This is a genomic window from Rhizobium sp. RHZ02 (assembly GCF_014851575.1).
Taxonomy (GTDB): domain Bacteria; phylum Pseudomonadota; class Alphaproteobacteria; order Rhizobiales; family Rhizobiaceae; genus Rhizobium; species Rhizobium altiplani.
Window position 1 is genome coordinate 92,584 of sequence record NZ_JACUZX010000005.1, and the last position, 26,313, is coordinate 118,896.

The 26,313-nt window shown below is 59.8% G+C and carries 22 protein-coding genes and 1 pseudogene; 14 read left to right on the forward strand and 9 right to left on the reverse strand.

The features are described 5' to 3' along the window. The first annotated feature begins 104 nt into the window (after window positions 1-104). From IB244_RS10390 to IB244_RS10405, 4 genes and pseudogenes are all read left to right on the forward strand, one after another. Entirely contained in the window at window positions 105-1,157 is a 1,053-nt protein-coding gene (locus IB244_RS10390) for a sensor domain-containing diguanylate cyclase (protein WP_192304130.1), read from the forward strand. Between the two features lie 47 nt (window positions 1,158-1,204). Next, entirely contained in the window at window positions 1,205-3,088 is a 1,884-nt protein-coding gene (locus IB244_RS10395) for an ABC-F family ATP-binding cassette domain-containing protein (protein WP_029792495.1), read from the forward strand. A gap of 128 nt (window positions 3,089-3,216) precedes the next feature. Beyond that, window positions 3,217-4,047: pseudogene (locus IB244_RS10400) on the forward strand (polysaccharide deacetylase family protein). 95 nt (window positions 4,048-4,142) lie between these two features. Further along, a complete protein-coding gene (locus tag IB244_RS10405) occupies window positions 4,143-5,069 on the forward strand; it encodes a Gfo/Idh/MocA family protein (RefSeq protein WP_029792493.1) in 927 nt (308 codons plus the stop codon). A gap of 49 nt (window positions 5,070-5,118) precedes the next feature. Here the strand turns inward: IB244_RS10405 and IB244_RS10410 are convergent, their stop codons facing one another. Together IB244_RS10410 and IB244_RS10415 are read right to left on the reverse strand one after the other, a co-directional pair. Continuing rightward, window positions 5,119-5,568 (reverse strand): DNA polymerase III subunit chi, encoded by a 450-nt coding sequence (locus tag IB244_RS10410; protein WP_018857362.1) that lies wholly within the window; start codon window positions 5,566-5,568, stop codon window positions 5,119-5,121. Then, entirely contained in the window at window positions 5,565-7,058 is a 1,494-nt protein-coding gene (locus IB244_RS10415; protein WP_029792492.1) for a leucyl aminopeptidase, read from the reverse strand. Before IB244_RS10415 ends, IB244_RS10410 begins: the two co-directional genes overlap by 4 nt. 226 nt (window positions 7,059-7,284) lie before the next feature. Here IB244_RS10415 and IB244_RS10420 point away from each other — a divergent pair, with 226 nt between their 5' ends. The 7 genes from IB244_RS10420 to rsmA all read left to right on the forward strand — a co-directional run bounded on the left by IB244_RS10420 (window position 7,285) and on the right by rsmA (window position 15,734). Beyond that, the gene (locus tag IB244_RS10420) at window positions 7,285-8,016 is read left to right on the forward strand and encodes a phosphatase PAP2 family protein (RefSeq protein ID WP_018857364.1); all 732 of its coding nucleotides are present in this window, start codon (window positions 7,285-7,287) and stop codon (window positions 8,014-8,016) included. A gap of 101 nt (window positions 8,017-8,117) precedes the next feature. Next, window positions 8,118-9,296, forward strand: coding sequence for an LPS export ABC transporter permease LptF (gene lptF, locus IB244_RS10425; protein WP_025659817.1), 1,179 nt, complete (start codon window positions 8,118-8,120; stop codon window positions 9,294-9,296). Continuing rightward, the gene (lptG, locus tag IB244_RS10430; protein WP_018116849.1) at window positions 9,293-10,381 is read left to right on the forward strand and encodes an LPS export ABC transporter permease LptG; all 1,089 of its coding nucleotides are present in this window, start codon (window positions 9,293-9,295) and stop codon (window positions 10,379-10,381) included. The genes lptF and lptG overlap by 4 nt, the downstream gene beginning before the upstream one ends. After that, window positions 10,381-12,738 (forward strand): LPS-assembly protein LptD, encoded by a 2,358-nt coding sequence (locus IB244_RS10435; protein WP_018857366.1) that lies wholly within the window; start codon window positions 10,381-10,383, stop codon window positions 12,736-12,738. The genes lptG and IB244_RS10435 overlap by 1 nt, the downstream gene beginning before the upstream one ends. 187 nt (window positions 12,739-12,925) lie before the next feature. Continuing rightward, window positions 12,926-13,876, forward strand: a complete 951-nt coding sequence (locus IB244_RS10440; protein ID WP_025659820.1) for a peptidylprolyl isomerase — start codon at window positions 12,926-12,928, stop codon at window positions 13,874-13,876. A 5-nt stretch (window positions 13,877-13,881) separates the two neighbouring features. Beyond that, a complete protein-coding gene (gene pdxA / locus IB244_RS10445) occupies window positions 13,882-14,907 on the forward strand; it encodes a 4-hydroxythreonine-4-phosphate dehydrogenase PdxA (RefSeq protein WP_192304132.1) in 1,026 nt (341 codons plus the stop codon). Then, complete coding sequence (gene rsmA / locus IB244_RS10450; RefSeq protein WP_192304134.1) at window positions 14,907-15,734, forward strand: 16S rRNA (adenine(1518)-N(6)/adenine(1519)-N(6))-dimethyltransferase RsmA; 828 nt, start codon at window positions 14,907-14,909, stop codon at window positions 15,732-15,734. Before pdxA ends, rsmA begins: the two co-directional genes overlap by 1 nt. Window positions 15,735-15,845: 111 nt before the next feature. Here rsmA and gmk read toward each other — a convergent pair whose 3' ends face one another. The 7 genes from gmk to fabD all read right to left on the reverse strand — a co-directional run bounded on the left by gmk (window position 15,846) and on the right by fabD (window position 22,366). Continuing rightward, a complete protein-coding gene (gene gmk, locus IB244_RS10455; RefSeq protein WP_018116250.1) occupies window positions 15,846-16,511 on the reverse strand; it encodes a guanylate kinase in 666 nt (221 codons plus the stop codon). A 3-nt stretch (window positions 16,512-16,514) separates the two neighbouring features. Continuing rightward, entirely contained in the window at window positions 16,515-17,402 is an 888-nt protein-coding gene (locus IB244_RS10460) for a YicC/YloC family endoribonuclease (RefSeq protein ID WP_192304136.1), read from the reverse strand. A 15-nt stretch (window positions 17,403-17,417) separates the two neighbouring features. Further along, window positions 17,418-18,659, reverse strand: a complete 1,242-nt coding sequence (mltG, locus tag IB244_RS10465; RefSeq protein WP_210258208.1) for an endolytic transglycosylase MltG — start codon at window positions 18,657-18,659, stop codon at window positions 17,418-17,420. Between the two features lie 111 nt (window positions 18,660-18,770). Next, window positions 18,771-20,033 (reverse strand): beta-ketoacyl-ACP synthase II, encoded by a 1,263-nt coding sequence (gene fabF, locus IB244_RS10470; RefSeq protein ID WP_026371806.1) that lies wholly within the window; start codon window positions 20,031-20,033, stop codon window positions 18,771-18,773. Between the two features lie 94 nt (window positions 20,034-20,127). Further along, window positions 20,128-20,364 carry an acyl carrier protein gene (locus IB244_RS10475; RefSeq protein WP_003547058.1) on the reverse strand — a complete coding sequence of 79 codons (237 nt, stop codon included), beginning with the start codon at window positions 20,362-20,364 and terminating at the stop codon, window positions 20,128-20,130. Window positions 20,365-20,653: 289 nt separating this feature from the next. After that, window positions 20,654-21,391, reverse strand: a complete 738-nt coding sequence (gene fabG, locus IB244_RS10480) for a 3-oxoacyl-[acyl-carrier-protein] reductase (protein ID WP_192304138.1) — start codon at window positions 21,389-21,391, stop codon at window positions 20,654-20,656. A gap of 30 nt (window positions 21,392-21,421) precedes the next feature. Beyond that, the gene (gene fabD, locus IB244_RS10485; protein WP_018857374.1) at window positions 21,422-22,366 is read right to left on the reverse strand and encodes an ACP S-malonyltransferase; all 945 of its coding nucleotides are present in this window, start codon (window positions 22,364-22,366) and stop codon (window positions 21,422-21,424) included. Window positions 22,367-22,573: 207 nt separating this feature from the next. On the opposite strand from fabD, the gene IB244_RS10490 reads away from it, so the two are divergent. From IB244_RS10490 to rpsF, 3 genes are all read left to right on the forward strand, one after another. Continuing rightward, entirely contained in the window at window positions 22,574-23,617 is a 1,044-nt protein-coding gene (locus IB244_RS10490) for an aldo/keto reductase (RefSeq protein ID WP_192304140.1), read from the forward strand. Window positions 23,618-23,818: 201 nt separating this feature from the next. Continuing rightward, the gene (locus tag IB244_RS10495; protein ID WP_169681069.1) at window positions 23,819-25,594 is read left to right on the forward strand and encodes an adenylate/guanylate cyclase domain-containing protein; all 1,776 of its coding nucleotides are present in this window, start codon (window positions 23,819-23,821) and stop codon (window positions 25,592-25,594) included. A 253-nt stretch (window positions 25,595-25,847) separates the two neighbouring features. Beyond that, entirely contained in the window at window positions 25,848-26,306 is a 459-nt protein-coding gene (rpsF, locus tag IB244_RS10500; RefSeq protein ID WP_018857377.1) for a 30S ribosomal protein S6, read from the forward strand. Window positions 26,307-26,313: the final 7 nt, after the last annotated feature.

Genomic DNA, 26,313 nt, shown 5'->3' on the forward strand with positions numbered 1-26,313 from the left:
GCACCACAATTCAACTACAAACGACCGAATTTAAGCTATTTTTAGCGCGGTAGTTGCATAGAGAAGCCAACCGCCGGCGCCACAGTCGGCACGAGGGGAACGTCATGCGAACTGCGCCAAACTCACAGGTACAACGAGAAGCCGCACCGCGCCCGCCCGCCGCCCCCACCGATATTCAGCGGATCGCCCAGCATATGACACGGCTCGCGATTGCCGGCCTGCCGCGCAACTACGAACTCCTGTACGAGGCGATCATCGGCCAGAATGCTGCCCTAGCACAGGACATCGCGGCGCTCGGGCCAAGCCCGCGGCAAGCCTCGCTCGATGAAATCGGCCTGAAGTATCGGCTCGTCAGCCATTGCGGTCTCTCAAGCGAAATCTCGCATGCAGAGACAAGCAGGATGCTGCGCGACGCGGCGGACCGACTTTCGGACAGCTTGCGCCAGAAGCAGGCATTCCTGCGCGCTGCAGAAACAGCATTGCAATCCATTGCAGGAAAACCTGACCAAAGCCTCGGCTCCTTCATGAGCGAGATGGAGTATCTGTCGACCTCCCTCTCAAACGTGCTCGCTTCGGAAAAGGAGATCGAGGCCCGGCTGGAGAGCGACGTCGAACGCCTTGAAGCAATCGAGCTTGGTATCGCTGCTGCTCATTCCGCGTCGGTCACCGACAAGCTCACAGGGATCCCCAACCGCATCGCCCTCAATAAGGCGATCGCCGATCTCTACGACCGGGAGGAAGGTGCTGCCGGCAGCGCCCTCATCATGGTCGACGTCGACGACTTCAAGGCATTCAACAGCCGCTACGGCACACAGATCGGCACGCGCCTCCTGAAGAAGCTCGCGGATCTCTTCCGCAAGTCGATCAAGAAGAACGATCTTGTTGCGCGCACCGATGGTGACGAGTTCGCCTTCCTGTTCGCCAATGTCGGGATGCAGGAAGCTCTGGCGATTGCCGATCGCCTCCGAGCGTCGGTAGAAGATCACATGACATTCGCGGCATCCGACAACGCTGCCCCCTCGGGCCTTACGATTTCGCTCGGCATTGCTCTAAGCGCCGACGCAACGACGGCATCGCAGCTGCAGGCAAATGCACGCGTTGCCCTTCACGCCGCTCAGTCAAATCGACGGCAGCCCGTGCAAGCCTTCGGTCGCTGAGCCGGAGGCTCTTGCGCTGATCGCGGCTTTCGGCCAAAACGCCGGCCATGATCACGATTTCCGATATCTCCGCACGTATTGCCGGCCGCCTGCTTCTCGATCACGCCAGCGTTTCGCTGCCAGCCGGCACGAAGGCCGGTCTTGTCGGTCGGAATGGCGCCGGCAAATCCACACTGTTTCGAGTGATCACCGGCGATGTAGCCGCGGAAAGCGGTTCCGTGTCGATCCCGAAGAATGCACGCATCGGACAGGTCGCTCAGGAAGCACCGGGAACGGAAGACGCGCTGATCGAAATCGTACTGGCAGCCGACAAGGAGCGCTCAGCCTTGCTGGCGGAGGCGGAAAGCGCCACCGATCCGCATCGCATCGCTGAAATCCAGATGCGGCTGGTGGATATCGACGCCCATTCCGCGGAAGCGCGTGCTGCCAGCATCCTCGCTGGCCTCGGTTTCGACCAGGAGGCGCAATCGCGTCCGGCGTCGTCCTTCTCGGGCGGCTGGCGGATGCGTGTTGCCCTCGCCGCGGTGCTGTTTTCCGAGCCCGACCTGCTGCTCCTCGACGAGCCGACCAACTACCTCGACCTCGAAGGCACACTGTGGCTCGAGGATTACGTGCGCCGATATCCGCACACCGTCATCGTCATCAGCCACGACCGCGACCTGCTGAACAACGCCGTCAACTCGATCGTCCATCTCGATCAGAAGAAGCTGACCTTCTATCGCGGCGGATACGACCAGTTTGAACGGCAGAAGGCCGAAGCGGACGAGTTGCAGACGAAGGCGCGAGCCAAGAACGAGGCGGCGCGCAAACACCTGCAGAGCTTCATCGACCGCTTCAAGGCAAAGGCCTCCAAGGCACGCCAGGCGCAGAGCCGCGTCAAGGCGTTGGAGCGCATGGGAACGGTGGCTGCCGTCATCGAAGACCACGTACAGCCGATCACCTTCCCCGAGCCGGAAAAGCAACCTGCCTCCCCGATCGTGGCTATCAGCGGCGGCGCTGTTGGCTACGAGCCCGGCAAACCTATCCTGAAGGGCCTTAATCTGCGGATCGACAATGACGATCGCATCGCGCTGCTCGGCTCCAATGGCAACGGCAAATCCACCTTCGCGAAATTCATTTCCGGTCGCATGTCGGCGGAGGCGGGCGAGGTCAAGCTCGCGCCTAACCTGAAGATCGGCTTTTTCGCGCAGCACCAGCTCGACGATCTGATTCCGGACCAGTCGCCGGTTGATCACGTGCGCCGTTTGATGCTCGACGCGCCGGAAGCGAAGGTGCGGGCGCGAGTCGCTCAGATGGGTCTTGCGACCGAAAAGATGTCCACCGCGGCCAAGGATCTTTCCGGCGGGGAGAAGGCGCGCCTGCTGATGGGGCTCGCGGCTTTCCACGCGCCCAACCTCCTGATCCTCGACGAACCGACCAACCACCTCGACATCGACAGCCGTCGGGCGCTCATCGAGGCGCTGAACGATTACGAGGGCGCGGTCATTCTCATTTCGCACGACCGCCACCTTATCGAGGCAACCGTCGATCGGCTGTGGCTCGTCAACAAGGGCACCGTCACGACCTTCGAAGGCGATATGGACGAGTACCGCGATCTCGTTGTCGCATCGGGCAAGAAGAAGGACGAGAAACCACAGCTTGCTGAAGAACCCGCCTCGAGGGCCGACCAGCGCAAGCTCAATGCCGAGAAGCGCGCTTCGCTGGCGCCGCTCAAGAAAAAGATCAACGAAATCGAATCCTTGACCGGCAAGCTGGAGAAATTGATCCAGGCGCTTGATGCAGAACTTGCGGATCCGCTGCTTTACGAAAAGGCGCCTGCGAAGGCTGCGGAAAAGGCCAAGCAACGTGGCGAGGCTGCAGCAAAGCTCACCGCCGCCGAGGAGCAGTGGCTGGAGCTTTCCTCCGAATACGAAGAAGCGATGGCAGGATAGCCACAAGTATGGCTGGAAGCTTGTCGGGTTGAGCACGATTCGACGCTTTCCGGGGCGATCGAAACCGATCGTTAACCATAATCATCAAGGTTGCCTCAACTTTCATTACTGATTTGTTGAGCCCTTTTATGCATCGCTTTGCCCTCATTTCCGGTGCCATCTTGAGCATGGCCCTGGCCGGCTGCCAATCCACCAGGCATCCTGCGCCTGACACCACAATGACCACCTCCTCCATCATCGCGCCTGAAGGCAGCCCGGCAACGGGGACCGATGCTGCCCTGCCCCAAATGTCGAGCGACAGCCGCCTGCATCACCTCGCCGGTCGAGCACTCATCGTCGCGTCCATTCATGACCTGCACCTCCAGGACTAGGAGGTCATCCTCAGCTTCGATGACGGTCCGATCCCCGGCCGCACGGACCGTGTCCTCGCGACACTGGACCACTTCGGCGTCAAGGGCGCCTTCATGATGGTCGGCGAATTGGCGGAACGACATCCGGAGCTTGCCCGCAAGATCGCGTCTGAAGGCAACGCGATCGGCAGCCACACCTACCAGCACGAGAACCTGGCGACGCTGACCTTCGACATGGCCATGAAGGAAATCACACGCGGCGAGGCCGCCGTGACCAAGGCGACCGGCGGCGACGTCAACTTCTTTCGCTTTCCATACCTTGCCGATAGCCGGAAGCTTCGTGGCGCCGTGGCAATGCGCGATATGGTGGTGATGGATGTGGACGTCGACAGCAAGGACTACTTCAATACATCGCCAGCCGCCGTCACCAAGCGGACGATGGACCTGCTGCACAAGCGGGGCCGCGGCATCATCCTCATGCACGACATCCACAATCGCACGGCGACAATGCTGCCGACGCTCCTTTCAACCCTTGAGGCCGAGGGGTATAAGGTCGTAACGGTGCAGTTCAAGAAGCCGACGGCACCGGCCGAAATGGCGTCCATCTGACGGGCCTATCGACCCTTGCCCCCCGGTTTCTTTCTGCTAAAACAGGCGCAAAATAAATCATACTTTTGAGCGAAACACCGAACGCGAGCACCAGCATGTCACCTATCAACCTCGCCATCGTTGGCGTCGGCAAGATCGTCCGCGACCAGCACCTCCCCTCGATTGCAAAGAATCCGGACTTCAAGCTCGTTGCAACGGCGAGTCGCCACGGCACCGTCGAAGGCATCCAGAGCTTCACGACGATCGATGCAATGCTCGACGCCGTTCCGGCGATCGATGCCGTTTCGCTCTGCATGCCGCCGCAGTATCGCTACGAGGCAGCGCACAAGGCGCTTTCCGCCGCCAAGCATGTGTTCCTCGAAAAGCCTCCGGGCGCGACTCTAAGCGAAGTGGCCGATCTCGAAAAGCTGGCGGCCAGCAAGGGCGTTTCGCTGTTTGCGAGCTGGCATTCCCGCTACGCAGCAGCTGTCGAAGCCACGAGGTCCTTCCTCGCGTCGACGACGATCAAGAGCGTTCATGTCATCTGGAAGGAAGACGTTCGCCACTGGCATCCGAACCAGGACTGGATCTGGCAAGCCGGCGGCCTTGGCGTCTTCGACCCGGGCATCAACGCCCTTTCGATCGTTACCCACATCCTCCCAAAGGCGATCTTCCTGACAGGCGCAACGCTCGAATTCCCGGAAAATCGCGATGCGCCGATCGCCGCGGATCTGCACTTCCAGAACGCTGACGGCGTGCCGGTTCATGCCGAATTCGACTGGCGTCAGACCGGCAAGCAGAGCTGGGACATTCTCGCGGAAACCGAAGCCGGCCATGTGGAGCTTGCGGAAGGCGGCTCCAAGCTGTCGATCAATGGCGAGCTGAAGTTTTCGGCGCCCGAGGAAGAGTACCCCGCGCTTTACCGGCGCTTTGCGGAAATTGTCAAAGCCGGCAAATCCGACGTCGATCTGGCGCCGCTTCGCCACGTTGCCGATGCTTTCATGCTCGGCAGGCGCAAGTTCGTCGACGCCTTCCACGATTGATTTCAAATGAAAAAGCCCGCTTGAAGCGGACCGCTTGAAGCGGGCTTTTTCATGCTTTTTTTTCCCAGCGCCCTTCCGGGGTCTGTTGCCAATAGGTGAGGTTATGTCCCTCGCCTTTCAGCTTCTTCCATTGCGCGCGAGCCCCTTCGAGCTGCGCCTGGTCGTAACCATCGAACATGAAGACGATGCGGCTATAAGGCTCGACCGGCGGCGGCTCAGCTCCATCGACGATAAATCGTACCGTCGCCGCGTTGGAATTCCCTTCGGAAACCGTAAGGAGAACCGGCTGATCTGCCGCCAGGTCCCCCTCATCCGTGCCATGCGGCAGGAAGCTATCTTCGCGAAATGTCCAGAGATGCTGATCGAGCAGGTCGCGTCGCGCAGCGTCTTTCAACTGCACCGCGACCCGCCAGCCGCGCTCGACGCTTTTCTCGAGCAACGGCGGGAGGGCATCCTCCAGCTTGGATTCCGTCAGATGGTAAAACAGAACTTCCGTCATGACTCGTAGTTGGCACGCACCAGCTCATCGAGCAGGCGTACGCCGTAACCGGAACCCCAGGACTGATTGATCTCATCCTGCGGCGAGCCCATTGCCGTTCCTGCGATGTCGAGGTGTGCCCAAGGCGTTTCCTGCACGAATCGCTTCAGGAAATGAGCGGCGGTGATCGATCCCGCATGACGGCCGCCGGAGTTCTTCATGTCGGCGAACTTGCTGTCGATCAGCTTGTCGTACTCCTTGCCGAGCGGCATGCGCCACAGCTTTTCGCTGCTTGTCAAGCCTGCAGCGGTCAGCTGCGCGGAGAGCTCATCGTCATTCGAGAACAGACCGGCGTGGACATTGCCGAGCGCAACAAGGATAGCGCCGGTCAATGTTGCCAGATTGATCATGAATTTCGGCTTGAAGCGATCGTTGCAATACCACAACGCGTCACACAGAACGAGCCGGCCTTCAGCATCGGTATTGATGATCTCGATCGTCTGGCCCGACATCGAGGTAACGATGTCGCCGGGACGCTGCGCGTTTCCGTCGGGCATATTTTCGACCAGACCGATGATGCCGACCGCGTTCACGGCTGCCTTGCGGGCAGCGAGGACATGCATCAGGCCGGTGACAGCGGCAGCACCGCCCATGTCACCCTTCATTTCTTCCATGCCGGCAGCGGGCTTGATCGAAATGCCGCCGGTATCAAAGACCACGCCCTTGCCGATGAAGGCGACCGGACTCTCGCCGCTCTTGCCGCCCTTCCACTGCATGACCGCCAGACGCGGGGGCCGGACCGAGCCTTGTGCCACGCCCAGCAGGGCGCCCATGCCAAGCTTTTGCATTTCCTTCTCGGTGAGGATTTCCACCTCGACCCCAAGTTTCTGCAATTCGCTTGCCTTGGCGGCAAACTCCACCGGACCCAGAACATTCGGCGGCTCGTTCACAAGATCGCGGGCCAGGTTAACGCCCGCAGCAACGGCTTCCGAGAGCTTGAAGGCTTCTGCCGCCTCTGTCGCTTTGGCGGTAACGATCTTGATCGGCACCTGCCCGTTCCGGCCATTGCCGTCCTCGTCCTTCTTCTTGGTCTTGTAGGTATCGAAGCTATAGGCGCGCAAAAGCATTCCAAGCGCAAAATCCGCCGCTTCCTTCGCTCCGACGCCGGCACCCGGCGCATCGACGAAGATTGCGACCTTTTCGGCCTTCTTAATCTTGGATGCGGCGACGCCGCCAGCCTTCAGCCAATCGTGAGCGGTCAGCTCTTCAGGTTTGCCGAGTCCTACAACGATAAGCCGCTCAGCTGCGGACCTCTCGGGCGCAACGAGATCCAGCACAGTCGTCGCCTTGGCGGAGAAGCCGGCGATCTTTGCGGCTCTCGCGATGACGCCAGCGGGATCCGCAAGCTTGCCCCCGGCGGCAAGATCCGCTCCGCTTGCCTGCAGGAGGACCGCGTAGCCACCGGCGATCTCGGTGGAGCTTGCAAATGAGATATCGAACTTGGCTGACATGTCTTCTCCAGTGGGATTGTCCTAAATCCGCTCTATCCGATCATTTCGGGTTTCACCCCCAAAAACAAGTCTTCGGGATGAGGCCGTGGCGGCCTGACTAACCGCCAACCCGTTAAAGGGATGTCATCTTCGGCGCATATTCCTCCCGCGGAATTGAGTCCACAGGAATTCCGAATTGCTTTCCCTTTTGATGCCTGCAGGGACGAGGACGTCTTGGCGCATACCAATGCCCGACAGCGATCCCGCACGTGTGTTTATAGGTCTTTTCTGTCTGTGGTGGCTGCTGCTTCTGCTGTTCAATGGCTTTCCGCAGATCGATGTCTACGCATCAGCGCATTTCTTTGTGCGCGAGGCATGCAGCACTCCAGCCACATTCGGAAAAAACTGCGGCTACTTTCCCTACCGGCACGAGGCTTATCTCGGGTTCCTGAGAACGCTGTTCTTCCGGCTTCCCTACCTCATCGCCATCGTCCTCTTGTGGAAACTTTTGGAGTGCTACGGGCACTGCGGATCCACTTTCAACCTCGCGCGCGCCCGCTCCTTCAAGATTGCGCTCACGTCGCTGATGATCGGCCCCGTGATCCTCGCCAATCTCATTCTCAAGACATACTGGGGTAGACCGCGACCGTCCCAAACGCTGGATTTTGGTGGCCACCTCGACTTCGTGCAGGCGGGCTCCATGATCGGAAAATGCGTATCGAACTGCTCTTTCATTTCCGGCGAAGCGGCAGGCGCCGGCTGGGTTTTCTGTCTGATTTTCCTGATACCACAGCCGGCGCGCTTCGCGCTTGCCCTCCCCCTCACAGCGATCGCCTTTCTGACACCTGCCATGCGTCTTGCATTTGGCGCGCACTACCTTTCAGACGTCATCCTGGGTTGGCTTTCGTCCGTTGTTGTCTTTGCAGGTCTTCTTGCGCTTACCGATTCGCCACAGGGCAAAAAAAAATCTGAAATTTGAATGAATTTTCGACTCCAGCTTGTCGCAAAAGAGACCCAAACAGCGTAGATGGATTTCGCTGCGTAGCGGCATTGGTTCGCAAATGGCGTTCAAGGGCATTAATGAAACTGCTTGAAACATACATACTCCGGCGCGTTGGCCAGATGTTTCTCGTTGCCCTGTTGCCGGTGCTCGCGATCATTTGGACGACTCAGGTCCTGCAGCGCGTCAATCTCGTAACCGACAGCGGCCAGTCGATGGGATCGTTCGCCAAGCTGGCAACGCTGATTCTACCGTCGATCATTCCGATCGTGCTGCCGTTCGCACTTGTCATCGGTGTGACGCAGACCCTGACGACGATGAACAACGATTCGGAGCTGACCGTCATCGACGCGGCTGGCGCCAAGCGCAGCATTATCCTGCGCCCGATCCTCATCCTCGCCGCCGTCATTAGCATCTTTTCGTTTCTGGTGGACAACGTCGTCGAGCCGAAGGCCAAGACGGGGGTTCGCCAGATGGTGGCCGCTGCCTATGCGGATCTGCTCTCGACGGTGATTGAAGAGAAGAACTTCCGCCGCATCGACACCGGCCTCTACGTACAGATATCCGAGAGATTGGCCGGACGCGTGCTCAAGGGCTTGTTCGTCGTCGATGAGCGCGACCCCGCATTCGAGCTTATCTACTACGCACGTGAAGGCGCCGTTGACGAGAAGGGCACGTCACTCATCATGCATGATGGCGAGGTTCACCGCAAAACGCAAACCGGTGAAGTCTCCGTCATTCGTTTCGATTCCTACTCCTTCGACCTGTCCGATCTGACCCAAAACCGCGGTCAGGCGACTCTTCGCGCATCCGACCGCGAGCTTGCGTTCCTCTTCAATCCGGATCCGAACGACAAGGATTACATCGCCAGACCCGGTAGTTATCGTGCCGAATTGCACCGCCGCATGACGGATTGGGTTCTTCCGATGGTGTTTGCGCTGATTTCGCTCGCGATCGCCGGTGATGCTCGCTCCCACCGCGAAGCACGGTTGCACCCCATGGTCGCGGCGCTCATCTTCGCGTTCGGTATTCGTTGGGCGTCGTTCTACGCCGCCAACCAGATCGACACGGATCCAGAGTATATCGGCGTGCTCTATGCGATTCCCGTGGTCGCCAGCCTTTTGGCAATCGCATCTCTGTCGCACCATAAGCGCCTGTCGGTCGTGTCCGCGATGAGCGACCGAATCTCCGCCTCTTGGCAGAGACTGTCGCGACGCTTTGGTCGGTCGGCAGATCCCTCCGCCGGAGGCAGCGCATGATTCTCGGGACACTCGGCCGTTACTTCTTCCGTCGATACCTGCTGACCACAATGTGGTTCTTTCTCGGCGTGATTGGCATCGTCTACCTCGTTGATTTCAGCGAGACCGCTGGCCGACTCTCCGGTCTTCCCGGCTACACCGTGACCGGCGGGCTCGCGATGACGGCGGTGCGTCTGCCGCTCATCTTGCAGCAGACCGTGCCCTTCATTGCCCTCTTTGTGGGCATGACCGTTCTAATCGGGCTCAACCGAAAATACGAACTGGTCGTGACGCGTGCTGCCGGCATCTCGGTTTGGCAGTTCATGTCTCCCTTCCTCGCAGGCGCCTTTTTGCTCGGCGTCCTGGTCATGACCGTCCTCAACCCGCTGGCAGCCTGGGGGCAACGTCAGGCTGCCGTCATCGAGAGCAACTGGCGTGGAGAAGTCTCAGGGTCGAACGCCGCGCCGCAAGTTCCGTGGATTCGCCAGATCAGCGGCGGGGACGACGTGATCATCGGAGCGAATACGATTCTCGAAAACGGCACGCTGCTTATGAACGCCGTGTTCGTGCATTTCGATTCGTCCGATCACATCATCCTGAGACAGGACGCCGCGTCGGCAAAATTGGAAGATGGTTACTGGCTTCTTAAGAACGTTGTCGAGCGTCGTCCGGGCGAAGTCGCCACACGGCTCGATGAGGTGCGCGTAAGCACCAATTTGAAACAGGATTTCATCCAGCAGAGGCTGACAGCCCCTGAAACTATTGGATTTTTTGATCTCTCGAGCCGAATTGACGCGGCGAGATCCTTCGGGATTCCGACCAAGGCGCTTGAGACCCAATTTCATTCGTTGTTGTCCCAACCACTGTTGCTTGTCGCAATGACTCTCATTGCTGCAACAGTGTCCCTAAAATTTAGCCGGTTCAACCAGTCGAGGTCGGTGATTCTGGGTGGAATCCTGTCGGGCTTCGTGCTTTATGTGGTCACCGTGCTTGTAAAAGCATTCGGAAGCAGTGGGGTTGTCCCGCCTTTCGTGGCAACGTGGATTCCGGTCATTGTTGCCTTGGCTTTGGGTGCAACAATTCTGCTTCATCAGGAGGATGGCTAGTGGCGGCAGGCGACCGCAAGACTCTTAGTAAACAGTTGGTTGCCCTGCTCCTAGGCGCGGCCCTGTCTACCTATTCGAATGGCTTTCCTGCTGCTTTCGCCCAGGATGCCCTGCAAGGCTTGAGGCCGAACGTGTCCGCCGACCAGAAGCTGATTCTGTCGGCAAACGAACTCGTCTACAACAAGGACGCGCAGATCGTTTCGGCCATCGGCGGTGTACAGATTAACTACGCCGGCTACAGATTGGTGGCGCAACGCGTCGAGTACAATCAGCAGACCCGCCGCCTGATGGCGCTCGGCAACGTGGAGTTGATCGCCCCCGACGGCAACCGCATGTACGGTGACAAGATTGACATCACCGACGATTTTGCCAACGGGTTCGTAAACGCGCTCCGAATTGAGACCCCCGACAATACGCGCCTGGTTGCCGAAACCGGCCAGCGTGTTGGGGGCACGCAAATGATCCTGAACAGGGGCGTCTATACCGCCTGTTTGCCTTGCGCTGAAAGACCGGAACGACCTCCCTTCTGGCAGGTAAAGGCTGAACGCGTCATTCAGGACGGCGTCAAGCATACGATTCGCCTTGAAAAGGCGCGCTTCGAGCTCCTTGGCCACCCGCTCGCCTACGTTCCGTGGATCGAGGTCCCCGACAATACCGTGAAGCGGAAGTCCGGCTTCCTTTTCCCGACCTTTAGCGCATCGCAGAATCTCGGCTTCGGCCTTTCTGTCCCGTACTATTACGTCATTTCGCCGAGCAGCGACGTCACGGTGACCGGCACGGGTTACACCACCCAGGGTTTCCTGGCGGACGCGGAATTCCGCCAGAGATTCGAGAACGGCACGCACACCTTGCGCGTGGCCGGTATCGACCAGCTCAGCCCGGGGACCTTTACGCCCGGCACCAGCGATGCCGAAAATGACTTCCGCGGTGTCGTAGCGTCGAAGGGGGCCTTCCAAATCAACCCGCGATGGGCGTTTGGTTGGGACGTGATGGTTCAGAGTGACAACAACTTCGCTCGCACCTATAACCTGAAGGGTCTGGACGAAAGTACACATACCAACCAAGTTTACCTGACGGGTCTCGGCAAGCGGAATTATTTCGATCTGCGCTCGTTCTATTTCGACGTTCAGAACGCCGATCCGAATGATATCGCCGAGAAGCAGCAGGCAATCGTTTACCCGGTGATGGACTATCACTTCGTGGCGCCGCAGCCGCTCGCCGGAGGTGAACTATCTGCCGATGTCAACTTCACGAACCTGTCGCGCACGCACGACGACTTTTATAGCGTCGCAGGCTTTGATCGGTTCCGCGGCCTTGAGGGCCAGACATCTCGCCTGACGGGCGAACTGGAATGGAAGCGGACCTTTGTCACGCCTCAGGGCTTCTTGATCACTCCGCTGCTTGCAGCCCGCGGCGATGCCTTGGCGTTGAACATGACGCCGCCGCCGACCTCCGGCACCTTTGTCTATGACGGCAATTACGACGACGGTAATGCAGCGACGCGTTCGATGTTTACCGCAGGGTTGGAAATGCGCTACCCGATCCTCGGTACGACCGCGAACAGCACACACCTGTTCGAACCGATTGTTCAGCTTTATGCACGGCCCGACGAACGGCTTGCCGGCTCTCTTCCGAACGAAGATGCGCAGAGCTTCGTGTTCGATGCGACCAATCTTTTCGAGCGTGATAAGTTCTCCGGCTACGACCGTATCGAAGGTGGCACGCGCGCCAATGTCGGCTTCCAGTACACCGGTACGTTCGACAACGGCTACAAGCTGCACGGTATCTTCGGCCAATCCTACCAGCTCGGCGGCCAAAACTCCTTTGACACGGCTGATCTGGTAAACGTCGGCGCCGACTCCGGCCTCGAAACGGACGTCTCCGACTTCGTCGGACTCGGCGGGATCGAAACGCCACAGGGCGTTGCCCTTGCAGCTTCCTATCGGCTTGACGACAAGGACCTGGATTTCCGTCGTGGCGATTTGACGGCCGGTTACCAGACCGACAATTTCCAAGGTCAGATGATCTACACGCATGTCTCAGCGCAGCCGGAATACGGCTTCGCCGAGGACAATGATGAGATCCAGGCCAAGGCTGCTGTTAAGTTCAAGGATTATTGGACGGTATTTGGCGGCGTCGCTTGGGACCTTCAGGACAACACTGTTGTCAGGAAGACAATCGGCCTTACCTATGAAGACGAATGCACCATCTTCACGATCGCATATATCGACAAGCGCGATACCACCGCGGAAACCGCGAGCGACTGGAGTATCGGGGCGAGGTTGACCTTCCGGACGCTGGGCGACATCAATCTCGGCACGCCCATAGATGCCAGCCCAACCATCTACCAGAATTAACTGTCAGTTCTGTAATACGGCGAAAGAAAGGGCCTTTCTTTCGCCGTAAGACTATGCAGGACATTGTCGCCAGTTGAGATCTAAGGCATATGCTGAATTTTCAATTTGCAGCGGTAATGCCCGTGTGTCTCGGGAAGGTATGCGCGCCGCGACGTGAGTGCGCGGCGTCAATGGGAAGGGTCGATAGATGATTGGCGCAAGAAGAACCGTAAGGACGATGATTGCCGGCGCGACTTTCGCGATGCTGGCGGCTTTTGCCTCGCCGCAGACCGGCTCAGCTTTTGCTGCAAGCGAAGTCAGAGTTGTCGTCAACGGAACAGCAATCACCAGCGGTGACATCGCCAAGCGCCAAGCATTCCTGCGCCTGCAGCATCAAAAGGCTGATGCGAAAGCAGCGGAAGAACAGCTGATCGAACAGACGCTGAAGCAGCAGGAAATTTCCCGCGTCCGCATGTCGGTTTCCAAGGACGACGTCAACGCATCGTTCGCGCGGTTCGCGAGCGGCAACAAGTTGACGACGGACCAGATGACGCAAATTCTCGAACGCGCCGGCGTCGGTGTTGATCATTTCAAGGCTTTCATTGCCGTGCAGATGAGCTGGCCGCGCCTTGTCAATGCCCGCTACGGTTCGAGCAATCGCATGTCGAATTCCGACCTTGTTGCCCGCATGATGGAGAACAAGCAGAAGCCGGAAACCACCGAATATATTCTGCAGCAGATGATCTTCGTCGTTCCCGCCAACAAGAAGGGCATCGTCGGCAAACGCAAGAGCGAAGCCGAGGCGTCTCGCGCGAAGTATCCGGGTTGTGACCAGGCAAAGGTCTTCGCAGCAACGATGCTTGACGTGTCAGTCCGTGACCTTGGTCGCGTTCTTGCACCGGAACTTCCGGCCGAATGGAAGCCGCTTGTCGAGCAGGCAAAGGGCAACACGACCGCCACGCGCGTGACCGACAGAGGTGTCGAATACATCGCCATCTGCAGCCAGCGCCAGGTTTCTGATGACCAAGCCGCCGAAATGGTGTTCCGCCAGGAAGACCTTGATAAGGCGAAGGCAGGGAAGAACGCCCCTCCGGAAAATCCGAACGCCCAGAAATATATGGAAGAGCTGCGCAAGAAGGCGCAGATCATGCGTCCCTGAGCAAGATGACACTCTCGCTCTCGCGCCCGCTTGCTCTCAGCCAGGGCGATCCGGCCGGCGTCGGCCCCGATGTCACACTTCTGGCCTGGATGCGGCGCAGGGAGCTGGGTCTGCCTCCGTTCGTGTTCATTGGCGACCCTGATGTGCTGGCATCGCGTGCCAAGCTCCTAGGCTTGACGATCGCCATTCGCGAGACCGATTGCACCAACGCCAATGATGTCTTTGCAGATGCCCTCCCCGTGCTCCCCATTGCCGCAGGTATCGACGTTGTAGCGGGTGAGCCGCATGTGGCGACGGCAAAGAGCACGATCGCCGCGATCGAAAGAGCTGTCTCGCTGACAATGAGTGGCGAAGCCCTCGGCGTCGTCACCAACCCGATCGCCAAGTCCGTTCTCTACGAATCCGGCTTTCCCTTCCCCGGACACACTGAGTTTCTGGCCGATCTCGCCGCACGTGCGACTGGACAGGCGGGGATGCCGGTGATGATGCTCGCGGGTCCGAAGCTCCGCACCATTCCTGTTACAATTCATATTCCGCTCAAGGATGTGCCTCAGGCACTGACGGCCGATCTCATCATCGAGACTTGCCGGATTGCTGATGCCGATCTCAGGCGTCGCTTCGGGATCGAGCAACCCCGGCTCGCGATAGCCGGTCTCAATCCACACGCCGGAGAAGACGGTGCGATCGGCAAAGAGGATGAAACGGTCATCAAACCGGCCATCCAATTCCTGAGATCCGAGGGGATAAACGCAATCGGTCCGCTGCCTGCCGATACGATGTTCCACGACGACGCCAGAGCGCGTTACGACGTTGCGATCTGCATGTATCACGACCAGGCCCTGATACCGGCCAAGGCACTTGGCTTCGACGACGCTGTCAACGTCACGCTGGGATTGCCCTTTGTGCGCACCTCGCCCGATCACGGCACCGCCTTCGGGATCGCCGGCAAGGGCCTTGCGCGTGAAAACAGTCTCGTCGCGGCGCTGAAGCTCGCCGGTCACCTCGGACGCACCACAGAAGGGCATCGTTGATGGCTGCCTTGGATGGGCTGCCGCCCCTTCGCGATGTCATTCAGCGCCATGGCCTCGATGCGCGCAAGGCGCTCGGCCAGAACTTCTTGCTCGATCTCAACCTGACGCAGAAGGTTGCTCGCACAGCCGGCTCCTTGGAAGGAGCCACGGTTTTTGAGGTCGGTCCGGGTCCCGGCGGCCTGACGCGCGCCATTCTGGCATTGGGTGCAAAGAAGGTGATCGCCGTCGAGCGTGATTCTCGCTGTTTACCCGCGCTTTCGGAAATCGCGGATCACTATCGGGGGAGGCTCGAGGTCATCGAAGGCGATGCGCTGAAGACGGACTTCGAAGCTCTGACGCCCGAGGGACCGGTGAAGATCATTGCCAACCTGCCCTACAATGTCGGCACGCAGCTGCTGGTCAATTGGATCCTGCCGAAGCAGTGGCCTCCTTTCTGGGACTCGCTGACGCTGATGTTTCAGAAGGAAGTGGGAGAGCGCGTCGTTGCGGCCGAAGACGACGACCACTATGGACGTCTTGGCGTGCTTTGCGGATGGCGTACGAACGCACGGATGGCGTTTGACATTCCGCCGCAAGCTTTCACGCCGCCGCCGAAAGTAACGTCGACTGTCGTTCATCTGACCCCAAAGCAAAGCCCGATCCCCTGCTCGGTCGCCGATCTGGAGAAGGTCACGCATGCCGCCTTCGGCCAGCGACGCAAGATGCTGCGGCAGAGCCTAAAGCCGCTGGGGGGCGAAGTCTTGTTGAAGAAGGCGGATATCGACCCGCAACGACGGGCCGAAACGCTTTCAGTCGAAGAGTTTGTTCGACTGGCGAATTGCCTCTAGCCAGCGTTCGCTTAGGGCACGCCGACTTTCCAGGATAGTGAATCGCGTGACAGCATATCGGCCCGGTCAGTTGATCTAGCCGCAAGCACCATTGCATCGACCGTGCAGGTCCTAAAGGTTCGGCTCTTCAGTCAGCAGCCCGTTGACGAAATCGAACAAGCCGTAACGCCGGTCGCGGCGGACGCGTTCGGCATTGACGATGCAGCTCACATTGCGAAAAGCCTCATCGAGATCGTCGTTGACGATGACATAGTCGTATTCGCGCCAGCGTTCGATCTCCGCGCGCGAATTCAAAAGCCGCGTACGAATGACCTCTTCCGAATCCTCGGCCCGGCGATGCAAGCGAGACTGCAGTTCGGTCATGGTGGGCGGCAGCACGAAGATCGAAACGATATCGGCCTTCATCTTGTCCTGAAGCTGCAAGGCACCCTGCCAGTCGATATCGAACAGCATGTCGCGACCTTCGGCCATGGCCGATTCCACGGGCTCGCGCGGCGTGCCGTAAAAGTTGCCGTGAACCTCCGCCCATTCGAGCAGATCGCCTGAGTCGCGCATCCTCTCGAACTGCGGTACAGTGATAAAGTGATAATGCTTGCCGGCAATCTCGCTCGGCCGCTTGGCCCTGGTCGTAACGCTGACAGAGATTTCGAGGCTGTGGTCGTCTCGGAGAAGGTTGCCAGCAATTGTCGACTTGCCTGCGCCCGAGGGCGAGGACAGGACAAGCATCAGCCCGCGCCGGGCGATTTTGGTGGGTGTGCTCGACTGGGCCGGGCTCATGTATCACTCCAGATTCTGGACCTGCTCGCGGAACTGGTCGATGACGACTTTCAGTTCGAGGCCGGCGGCGGTGATTGCCGCGGCATTCGACTTCGAGCAGATAGTATTCGATTCTCGGTTAAATTCCTGTGCAAGGAAATCCAGCTTACGCCCGACCGGGCCGCCCTTGCCGAGCAGGTCGCGAGCGGCAACCACATGCGCTTTCAGGCGATCGATCTCTTCACGGAGATCCGCCTTGGTGGCGAGCAGAGCAGCTTCCGCATGCAGCCGGTCGCGATCCAGCTTTCCCGATCCATCCATCAGCAATGCGACCTGCGCGGCCAATCTCGTCGAGATCTCCTGCGGAGAGCGGGAGGGGTCACGCTCGATCACCTCTGTCAATCCCTCGATGGTGGCCACATGGTCGAGAAGTACGCGCGACAGAGCGGCACCTTCCGTCTCGCGCATGTGCCGTAGGTCGGCGAGAGCTGCGATCAGGCCTTCCACAATATCGGAATCGCGGGCGGCGATCGCTTCATCACCGTCCTCGCTCTCGCGGAATTCGATGATACCCCGGATGGCGAGCAATGTATCCAGCTGCAACGGCGCGGGATCGATGATGCCGCCAAGCTGATCGCGCAAGGCGAGCACAGCGGAAAGCGCTTCCTGATTGAGGACGGTTTCAATGCGGCTCTCACCGGCAGAGACGGAAAGCGACGCCTGCATATTGCCTCGGCTGAAGCGCTCGCCGGCAAGGCGACGCACGTCGCTCTCCATACGCTCCAGCCCCGGCGGGAAGCGCAAGCGCAGGTCAAGGCCCTTGCCGTTGACCGAACGCAACTCCCAAGCCCAACGCCAACGGCCGCTCGTGCCTTCTCGCCGCGCAAAACCGGTCATGGACTGCAAAGCCATGCGAGCCTCCAAAAATCAGTTCGTCTTCTTTTTCTTTTGGGCAGCAGGCGCGGCAGGTGTGTCCGGCTGCGTCTGGCTCTCGGGCTGTCCGTCGACCGCAATATTAGGATCGGCTCCCTTGGCGGCTTCCAGTTGGCGCCAGCGCTTGACGTTCGCGTTATGCTCCTCAAGAGTGGCTGCAAAAACGTGCCCGCCGGAACCATCGGCGACGAAATACAGATCCTGCGTCTTCCACGGATTGGCGACAGCCTCCAGCGCATCACGGCCCGGATTGGCGATCGGCGTCGGGGGAAGCCCCTTGATCACGTAGGTGTTGTAGGGCGTTTCCTTCTTCAGGTCCGACTGATAGATCGGGCGATCCGTCGGCTTTCCGTCGCCGCCGAATAACCCGTAGATGATTGTCGGATCTGATTGAAGGCGCATCCCCTTGTCCAGCCGGTTAAGGAAGACGGAAGCCACGTGGGCACGCTCATCGGGAACGCCAGTCTCCTTCTCGACGATCGAGGCGAGGACGACCAGTTCGTCCTTTGACTTGAGTTGCAGCGACGGGTCGCGCTTGTCCCAAACCTGCTCGACCAGCTTCTGCTGGGCCGCAGCCATCTGCTCGATGATTTCGACCCGCTTCGTGCCGCGCGAGAACTTGTAGGTATCCGGGCGGAGGCTTCCCTCTGCGGGGACGACAGCCGGGAGATCGCCTTCCAGCACGGCATCCTCGTTCAGGCGATTGAACATCTGGCGGACGGTGAGGCCCTCGGGGAAGGCGACGGAATACAGGATCGACTTCCCGGATTTCAGCAGTTCCATGATGTCGTTCATGGAAGCATGTGCCTTGATTTCGTACTCACCCGCCTTGAGGCTCTCGCCATCATCAAGGTGGGTTGCCGTGAGGTAGCGGAAGATACGGGCATCCGAGACGATGTTGTTTCGTTCAAGGCTCGCGGCAATTTCAGCAACGCCGGCACCATTTCGCACGATGAAGTTCGTATTCGTTTCCAGCGGACCAGGATCTTGGTAGGCCGAGATCGCGTAGTAGAAGAGGAAGACAGCGGCTGCGCAGCCGAGGACGACCAGCGTCATCAGGAAGTTCAGGAAAATGATAACCTGGCTGCGCGCTTTCTTCGAGCGCTTCGGCGGCTCGGGCACGCGTTCCGGCCGCAGCGCCTCGCTTGGCGACTTGGGAATGATCGGCCCACTCTGCGTCTGCTGGCTCTCCTCGCCGATCGTCCCGTTGTTTTGGTTCGTATCGTTCACCGGCAATCCTCTAAACTTGGCCTCAAGTCCCGCTTCTTGCTAAGCAATGCGGCAAAATGCAGGTGGGGCCACGCCGCGCAAGGTGCAGCCCCACCGCCAGAACGTCAACGCCTGAACTCAGGCGACGTAGCGGCGCAGCACCAGCGAGGCATTCGTGCCGCCGAATCCGAAGGAATTCGACAGGGCGACGTTGATTTCCCGCTGCCTGGCCTTGTGCGGGACGAGGTCGATCGCGGTCTCGCGCTCAGGATTGTCGAGGTTGAGCGTCGGAGGCGCGACATTGTCCCGGATTGCAAGCGTTGCGAAGATGGCCTCGATCGCGCCGGCAGCACCGAGCAGATGACCGGTCGCGGACTTCGTCGACGACATCGAGATCTTGGAGGCTGCATTACCAACCAGACGCTCCACCGCGCCGAGCTCGATCGTGTCGGCCATCGTCGACGTGCCATGCGCGTTGATGTAGTCGATATCGGCAGCGGTCAAGCCGGCTCGCTTCAACGCCATCGTCATGCAGCGCTGCGCGCCTTCACCGTCCTCGGACGGAGCCGTGATGTGATAGGCATCGCCCGAGAGGCCATAGCCGACCACTTCGGCATAGATCTTGGCGCCGCGCGCCTTGGCATGTTCCAGCTCTTCGAGAACGACGATACCGGCCCCCTCACCCATGACGAACCCATCACGGTCCTTGTCATAGGGGCGCGACGCTTTGGTCGGATCGTCGTTGTGCTGGGTGGAGAGCGCCTTGCAGGCGGCAAAGCCGGCGAGCGAGATGCGGCTGACCGGGGACTCGGTGCCGCCAGCAACCATGACGTCCGCATCGCCGAACGCGATGAGACGGGCAGCGTCACCGATCGCGTGAGCGCCAGTCGAGCATGCCGTGACCACCGAGTGGTTCGGCCCGCGCAGCTTGTGGCGGATCGACACCTGTCCGGATACGAGGTTGATCAGACGGCCAGGAATGAAGAAGGGCGAAATGCGGCGCGGGCCTTTGTCGCGCAGCGTATAGCCTGCTTCGACAATGCCCTCGATGCCGCCAATGCCGGAGCCGATCAAGACGCCGGTCGCAACCTGGTCCTCATCGCTCTCGGGGTGCCAGTTCGCATCTTTAAGCGCCATATCAGCGGCGGCCATGCCGTAGATGATAAACGGATCAACCTTGCGCTGTTCCTTAGGCTCCATCCAGTCGTCGGCGTTGAAGGTGCCGTTGCTGCCGTCACCAACCGGAATGCGGCAGGCAATCTTTGCGGGCAGATCGTCGACTTCGAATTCAGTGACAAGGCGGGCGCCGTTCTGACCCGCAAGCAAGCGGGACCACGTCACTTCCGTTCCGCATCCCAAGGGTGATACCATGCCGGTACCTGTTATGACGACCCGTCTCATCGACTGCATTCCCCCGCCTTTTATGTTCTTGGAGAACCATGCCAGAAATAAAAAGGGCGGACTCCGGGTCCGCCCTTTTCTCAATCGCTCAGGATTAAGCCTGAGCCTTTTCGATAAACTTCACGGCATCGCCGACCGTCAGGATCGAGTCTGCAGCGTCGTCCGGAATCTCAACGCCGAATTCTTCTTCGAACGCCATGACCAGTTCGACGGTGTCGAGCGAGTCAGCGCCCAGATCGTCGATAAAGCTGGCGCTTTCAACAACCTTGTCGGCGTCGACGCCAAGATGATCAATAACAATTTTCTTTACGCGTTCTGCGATATCGCTCATGTCGGTTTCCTCGACCTTATATCCTGATCAGAATGCCTTGTGACATCCCTACCCTGTTTCAGCCTGCGGCGCCGTTAAGCCACCCTCGGCAAACTCTTTGAACCCGGCTACCAGAAATGTCCCAGGCTTGCACAAAAGCCCGCCGGTCCGTCTGCTTTCTCGGGAGACTGTTCACAGTCATGGCCCGCTTAACACGGTTTAAGTCTGCCGCAAAGCCAGAAAATCAACCCCATCGGGTTGCTCAACACGCTATTGCGGCGAAAACTGCCTCGAAACGCAGTTTCCCGTTTCAGATCATGGCCATGCCGCCGTTTACGTGCAGCGTCTGGCCTGTCATATAAGCAGCTTCCGACGAGGCGAGATAGGCAACCGCAGAGGCGACTTCCGCGCCGGTGCCCATGCGTTTCATCGGGATCGCTCCCATGATCGCTTCCTTCTGCTTGTCGTTCAGCTTGCCGGTCATGGCGGACTCGATGAAGCCAGGCGCCACGCAGTTGACCGTGACGTTGCGGGTTGCGATCTCCTGAGCCAGTGACTTCGTGAAGCCGATCATGCCCGCCTTGGAGGCGCAGTAATTGGCCTGGCCCGGATTGCCGGTCACGCCTACGACCGACGTGATGTTGATGATACGGCCATAGCGGCGGCGCATCATCGGATGGGTCATCTCGCGCGTCAGGCGGAACATCGCCGTCAGGTTCACTTCGATGACGCTATCCCAGTCCTCGTCGCTCATGCGCACAAACAGGCCGTCCTTGGTGATGCCGGCGTTGTTGACGAGGATGTCCACACCTTCGAGATCGGCTTCCGCCTTGACGCCGAGCGCCTTGACTTCGTCGCGGTCTGCGAAGTTGGCCGGGAAGATCTTGACGCGATCGCCGAGATCGTTGGCGAGCGCCTCAAGCTTCTCGACGCGGGTGCCATGAAGGCCGACGATTGCGCCCTGCTTATGCAAGATACGGGCGATTTCTTCGCCGATGCCGCCGGATGCGCCGGTAACCAGAGCCTTGCGGCCGGAAAGATCGAGCATGGGTAGTGTTCCTTGTAATCGTTAAATCTATCAGGCCATCAGGGCGGCAACGGCCGCGTCGATATCAGCAGGCGTGTTGACGGCGATGCCGTTCACCGTCTTGTCGATGCGGCGTGCAAGGCCGGTCAGGACCTTGCCGGAGCCGACCTCGTAAAGCGTCGTCGCGCCATTGGCCGCGAACCACTCGACAGTCTCGCGCCAGCGGACCTGGCCCGTCACCTGCTCCACCAGCAGCTTTGCAATCTCGTCGGCGTCGGTCACCGGCGCAGCGCGCACGTTGGCGATAAGAGGCACGACCGGGTTGGACTTCCTCACGCCGGCCAGCGCTTCGCGCATCGCTTCTGCAGCTGGGGCCATCAGCGAAGAATGGAAGGGAGCGGAGACCGGAAGCAGGATCGCGCGCTTGGCGCCCTTCTCGGTCGCAATCGCAGCGCCCTTTTCGACGGCCGCCTTCTCGCCTGATATGACGATCTGACCGCCGCCGTTGTCGTTGGCGATCTGGCAGGAGCCGACGGCCGAGGCTTCCTCGCAGACGGCGGCGACATCGGCATGTTCAAGGCCAATAATGGCCGCCATCGCGCCGACGCCGACCGGTACGGCGGCCTGCATGGCGTTGCCGCGGATGCGGAGCAACCGTGCAGTGTCGGCCAGCGAGAAGGTTCCTGCGGCGCAGAGCGCTGAGTATTCGCCTAGCGAATGACCGGCGACATAGGAGACCTTTGCCTTTAGGTCGACGCCGTTGGTTTCGAGGACCCGGATAACCGCCATCGACACCGCCATCAAGGCCGGCTGCGCATTGGCCGTCAGGGTCAGCGTATCTTCCGGCCCATTGAACATCGTCTCGGACAGCTTCTCGCCCAGCGCTTCGTCGACTTCTTGGAAGACGGCGCGTGCCTCGGCGAAGTTTTCAGCGAGATCCTTGCCCATGCCGACAGCCTGGCTGCCCTGCCCCGGAAATGTGAAAGCGATGGTCATCCTATGTCCTTTATAATTGGACCTCTGGTTATTTCGCCTCCAATTGACATTCTTTCCTGCAGAGTCAAGTGCCGGAGCCCCGCGCTCCAAGGCTTTTGCAGCTGCGAGAACGCAGCGTTTTGGCCCCTTGCGCTTACTCAATTACAGTCTAGATTTGCGCCGCCCCTCCAGACCATTTCTTTTTCAGATCACTTTCAAGGCTTTCAGATGAAATACAGGAAACTTGGCCGCACGGATATTTCCGTGTCCGAAATCTGCCTCGGCACCATGACGTGGGGCACGCAAAACACCGAGATCGAAGCGCACGAGCAGATGGACCATTCCGTCGAGAAGGGCGTCAACTTCTTCGACACGGCCGAGCTCTATCCGACTACGCCCGTTTCGGCGGAAACGCAGGGGCTGACCGAAGACTACATCGGCAGCTGGTTCCAGAAGACGGGCAAGCGCAAGGATATCGTGCTCGCGACGAAGGTCGCGGGCCCCGGCCGTTCCTACATCCGCAACGGCGACGGTGCCGACGCGAAGAATATTCGCCTGGCGATCGAGGCAAGCCTGAAGCGCCTGCGGACCGACTATGTCGACCTCTACCAGATTCATTGGCCGAGCCGCGGACATTTCCATTTCCGTCAGGCTTGGCACTACGATCCCTTCAAGCAGGACCACGCCAAGGCCGTCGCCAATATCACGGAGATATTGGAAACGATGGGTGCTCTTGTGAGCGAAGGCAAGGTTCGCGCCTTCGGCCTTTCCAACGAAACCACCTGGGGCACCCAGAAGTATCTGACGCTCGCCGAACAGCTCGGCCTGCCGCGCGTTGCCACGATCCAGAACGAATATAATCTGCTCTACCGCCACCACGACCTCGATCTGGCGGAGCTGTCGCATCACGAGGATGTCGGCCTGCTCGCCTATTCCCCCCTCGCCGGCGGCATCCTGAGCGGCAAGTATATCGACGGCGCCAAGCCGGAAGGCTCGCGCGGGGCGATCAATGGCGATCTCGGCGGTCGGCTGCAGCCTTTGCAGGAAGCACCGACGAAGGCTTATCTCGACATCGCTGCACGGCATGGGCTCGATCCTGCTGCGATGGCGCTCGCCTTCTGCCTGCATCGCCGCTTCATGGCTTCGGTGATTATCGGCGCGACGACGATGAAACAGCTCGAGACAGACCTGAGCTCCGTCAATCTCAAGCTGTCGCACGACCTTCTCGTGGAAATCGAGGCGGTTCATCGCCAGTACCCGATGCCGATCTAAGGCAACCGGACGATGCATCACGATCTGGCCGTCGACGGCCAGATCACTGCCCTGAAACCATTGCATCGGGGCCCGCCCCACGCAAGTCGCCACAACGACAAGTTTCGAGAACTTTGCCCGCGCGGCAATTTCCGCTTCTCCGTCCTGCGCAATTCAGCTACGTTTATAGGGCTCTGTGTAGGGCCGCGGGGAGCTCATTCCGTGGAACGGAAGCTCGCAGTAATCCTTGCCGGCGACGTGGCCGGTTACAGCCGCCTTGTTGCAGCCAACGAGGAGGATGCGCTTGCGACCCTGAGCGTCTACAGCACCACGATTGGTGACCTCGTTTGCGAGCATGGCGGGCGGATTTTCGGCAGCTCCGGAGACAGCGTGGTGGCGGAATTCCACAGCGCAGTGCAAGGCGTTCGCGCAGCGGTCGCCATCCAGCGCGCGCTCAATCGCCGAAACGCCGACTTGCCTGTGGATCGCCGAATGGAGTTTCGCCTCGGGCTCAATCTCGGGGACGTCGTGGTTTCCGGCGATAACCTGCTCGGCGACGGGGTGAATGTCGCCGCCCGCCTTCAGGAGGTGGCGCTACCTTCGGGTATCTGCATCTCTGGCGCCTTGCGCGAGCAGATCGAAGGGAAGCTGGACTTCCCTCTCGTGCCGATGGGCGATCGTACGCTGAAGAACATTCCGCGCCCGGTGCCTGTGCATAAGGTCGACTGGACCGGCGAGGACCCCGTGGAGGGCGGCGCGCTCGGGGGGCCGCTCCGACTGCCTGACAAACCCTCGATTGCGGTATTGCCCTTCGTCAACATGTCCGATGACCCAGAGCAGGAGTTCTTCGCCGATGGCTTGACCGAAGACATCATCACCGCGCTTTCGCTCTACCGCTGGTTTTTCGTCATCGCCCAGAATTCTTCCTTCGCCTATAAGGGGCGGGCCGTCGACGTGAAGCAGATTGGACGCGATCTCGGTGTCCGCTATCTCGTGGAGGGTAGTGTGCGCAGGTCCGGGACGCGGGTCCGCGTCACGGGGCAGCTGATCGAAGCGGAGAGCGGCGTTCACCTCTGGGCACAGCGCTACGACCGCGAAATCGCCGACATCTTCGCCATCCAGGACGAGCTCACCCAAAATGTCGTCGGCGCCATCGAGCCGGAAATCCTGATAGGCGAAAGCCGCCGGGCACTGCTTAGAACGACGGACAATCTTGATGCCTATGAAAGCCATATGCGCGGCACATGGCTCCACAATGCCCAGGATACCGCCGAACACTTCATCGAATCCATAGCCTGGCATCGCCGAGCCATCGAGCTCGACCCCGAATTCGCACGCGCTCACATGATGCTGGCTCGCTCGCTCTACGCGCGCTGTTTCCACGGCTTCAGCAGCGATGTCGACAGGGACAGCACGGAACTTCGGGCGGAGGCAGAGCGCGCAGTGGCGCTCGATCCGCGCGATCCCTATTCCCACTACGCCATGTGTCTTGGCCATTTCGTCGCTCACAACGCCCCGGCCGCAGTAGAAGAGGCACAGCAGGCGATCGATCTCAATCCCAATTTCGCGCTGGCGCATATGGGACTTGGGTGGGCCAGAATCTTCACTGGCCACTTTGCGGCAGCTTGCGATCCACTCCATATGGCCCTGCGGCTCAGCCCGCATGATCCCCTGGCCTACCTCATCCTCGACCGGCTGGCGCTGTCGAACTACCATCTCGGCAACTACGAGGAAGCGATCCACTATTCCGAGCGCGGCCTTTCCCTGCGACGCGCCTATTTCAATCGCGTCGTTCTTCTTGCAAGCCTGGGGCAATTGCAGCGGCGCGAGGAGGCACAGCGCCTGATCCCGGAAATTCTCGCGAATGTCCCCGCCGACCTGGAGCATTACTGGAAGATCCTGACGCCCTACGTCGACCCCGGTCACTACGACCATTTCGTCGACGGGCTGCGCAAGGCCGGGCTACCGTCGTTGAACTCGCAACGAGAACATTGCTGACTGTCCCTTGCGTTTCCGCCAAAAATCCGTATAAGCGCCCTGTTCGCAAACCCGGTCTTCTGGCTGGTGGCTGAACGGAGGGCCGGTTTCCTACGGGAAATCGTTCGGAACGGAAGCGTTCCAGCCTCCCGTGTCTCCGCTCTCGACCGTCTCGGAAACGCTTTTCTTGCCTGGGTCCGCCCATTCAGGAGCAGTCGTTGAGGCTTAGCCGCCGAATATCGGGTTGAATAAACGCAAGAAAGGCAAAGCTGTCATGGCTCTTTATGAACATGTATTCCTTGCCCGACAGGATATTTCCGCTCAGCAGGTTGATGCCCTCGTAGAACAGTACAAGGGTGTTATCGAAGCTAACGGCGGTAAGGTCGGGCGCGTAGAAAACTGGGGCCTCAAGTCCCTCACCTACCGTATCAAGAAGAACCGCAAGGCTCACTACGTTCTCGTCGACATCGACGCCCCGGCTGCTGCCGTGCAGGAAATGGAACGTCAGATGCGCATCAGCGAAGACGTCCTGCGCTACATGACGATCGCTGTTGAAAAGCACGAAGAAGGCCCGTCTGCCATGATGCAGAAGCGCGACCGCGACGACCGCGGCCCGCGTGAAGGCGGCGACCGTGGCCCGCGCCGCGAGTTCGGCGACCGTCCGCCGCGCCGGGATGGCGACTTCCAGCGTGGTCCGCGTCCGGACCGTGCTCCCCGCGAAGACCGTGCATAAGGAGATC

Bases quoted from the DNA above. Each gene is read 5' to 3' on its own strand.
- IB244_RS10390 (WP_192304130.1), top strand. From the start codon at position 105: ATGCGAACTGCGCCAAACTCACAGGTACAACGAGAAGCCGCACCGCGC.
- IB244_RS10395 (WP_029792495.1), top strand. From the start codon at position 1,205: ATGATCACGATTTCCGATATCTCCGCACGTATTGCCGGCCGCCTGCTT.
- IB244_RS10405 (WP_029792493.1), top strand. From the start codon at position 4,143: ATGTCACCTATCAACCTCGCCATCGTTGGCGTCGGCAAGATCGTCCGC.
- IB244_RS10410 (WP_018857362.1), bottom strand. From the start codon at position 5,568: ATGACGGAAGTTCTGTTTTACCATCTGACGGAATCCAAGCTGGAGGAT.
- IB244_RS10415 (WP_029792492.1), bottom strand. From the start codon at position 7,058: ATGTCAGCCAAGTTCGATATCTCATTTGCAAGCTCCACCGAGATCGCC.
- IB244_RS10420 (WP_018857364.1), top strand. From the start codon at position 7,285: ATGCCCGACAGCGATCCCGCACGTGTGTTTATAGGTCTTTTCTGTCTG.
- lptF (WP_025659817.1), top strand. From the start codon at position 8,118: ATGAAACTGCTTGAAACATACATACTCCGGCGCGTTGGCCAGATGTTT.
- lptG (WP_018116849.1), top strand. From the start codon at position 9,293: ATGATTCTCGGGACACTCGGCCGTTACTTCTTCCGTCGATACCTGCTG.
- IB244_RS10440 (WP_025659820.1), top strand. From the start codon at position 12,926: ATGATTGGCGCAAGAAGAACCGTAAGGACGATGATTGCCGGCGCGACT.
- pdxA (WP_192304132.1), top strand. From the start codon at position 13,882: ATGACACTCTCGCTCTCGCGCCCGCTTGCTCTCAGCCAGGGCGATCCG.
- rsmA (WP_192304134.1), top strand. From the start codon at position 14,907: ATGGCTGCCTTGGATGGGCTGCCGCCCCTTCGCGATGTCATTCAGCGC.
- gmk (WP_018116250.1), bottom strand. From the start codon at position 16,511: ATGAGCCCGGCCCAGTCGAGCACACCCACCAAAATCGCCCGGCGCGGG.
- IB244_RS10460 (WP_192304136.1), bottom strand. From the start codon at position 17,402: ATGGCTTTGCAGTCCATGACCGGTTTTGCGCGGCGAGAAGGCACGAGC.
- fabF (WP_026371806.1), bottom strand. From the start codon at position 20,033: ATGAGACGGGTCGTCATAACAGGTACCGGCATGGTATCACCCTTGGGA.
- IB244_RS10475 (WP_003547058.1), bottom strand. From the start codon at position 20,364: ATGAGCGATATCGCAGAACGCGTAAAGAAAATTGTTATTGATCATCTT.
- fabG (WP_192304138.1), bottom strand. From the start codon at position 21,391: ATGCTCGATCTTTCCGGCCGCAAGGCTCTGGTTACCGGCGCATCCGGC.
- fabD (WP_018857374.1), bottom strand. From the start codon at position 22,366: ATGACCATCGCTTTCACATTTCCGGGGCAGGGCAGCCAGGCTGTCGGC.
- IB244_RS10490 (WP_192304140.1), top strand. From the start codon at position 22,574: ATGAAATACAGGAAACTTGGCCGCACGGATATTTCCGTGTCCGAAATC.
- rpsF (WP_018857377.1), top strand. From the start codon at position 25,848: ATGGCTCTTTATGAACATGTATTCCTTGCCCGACAGGATATTTCCGCT.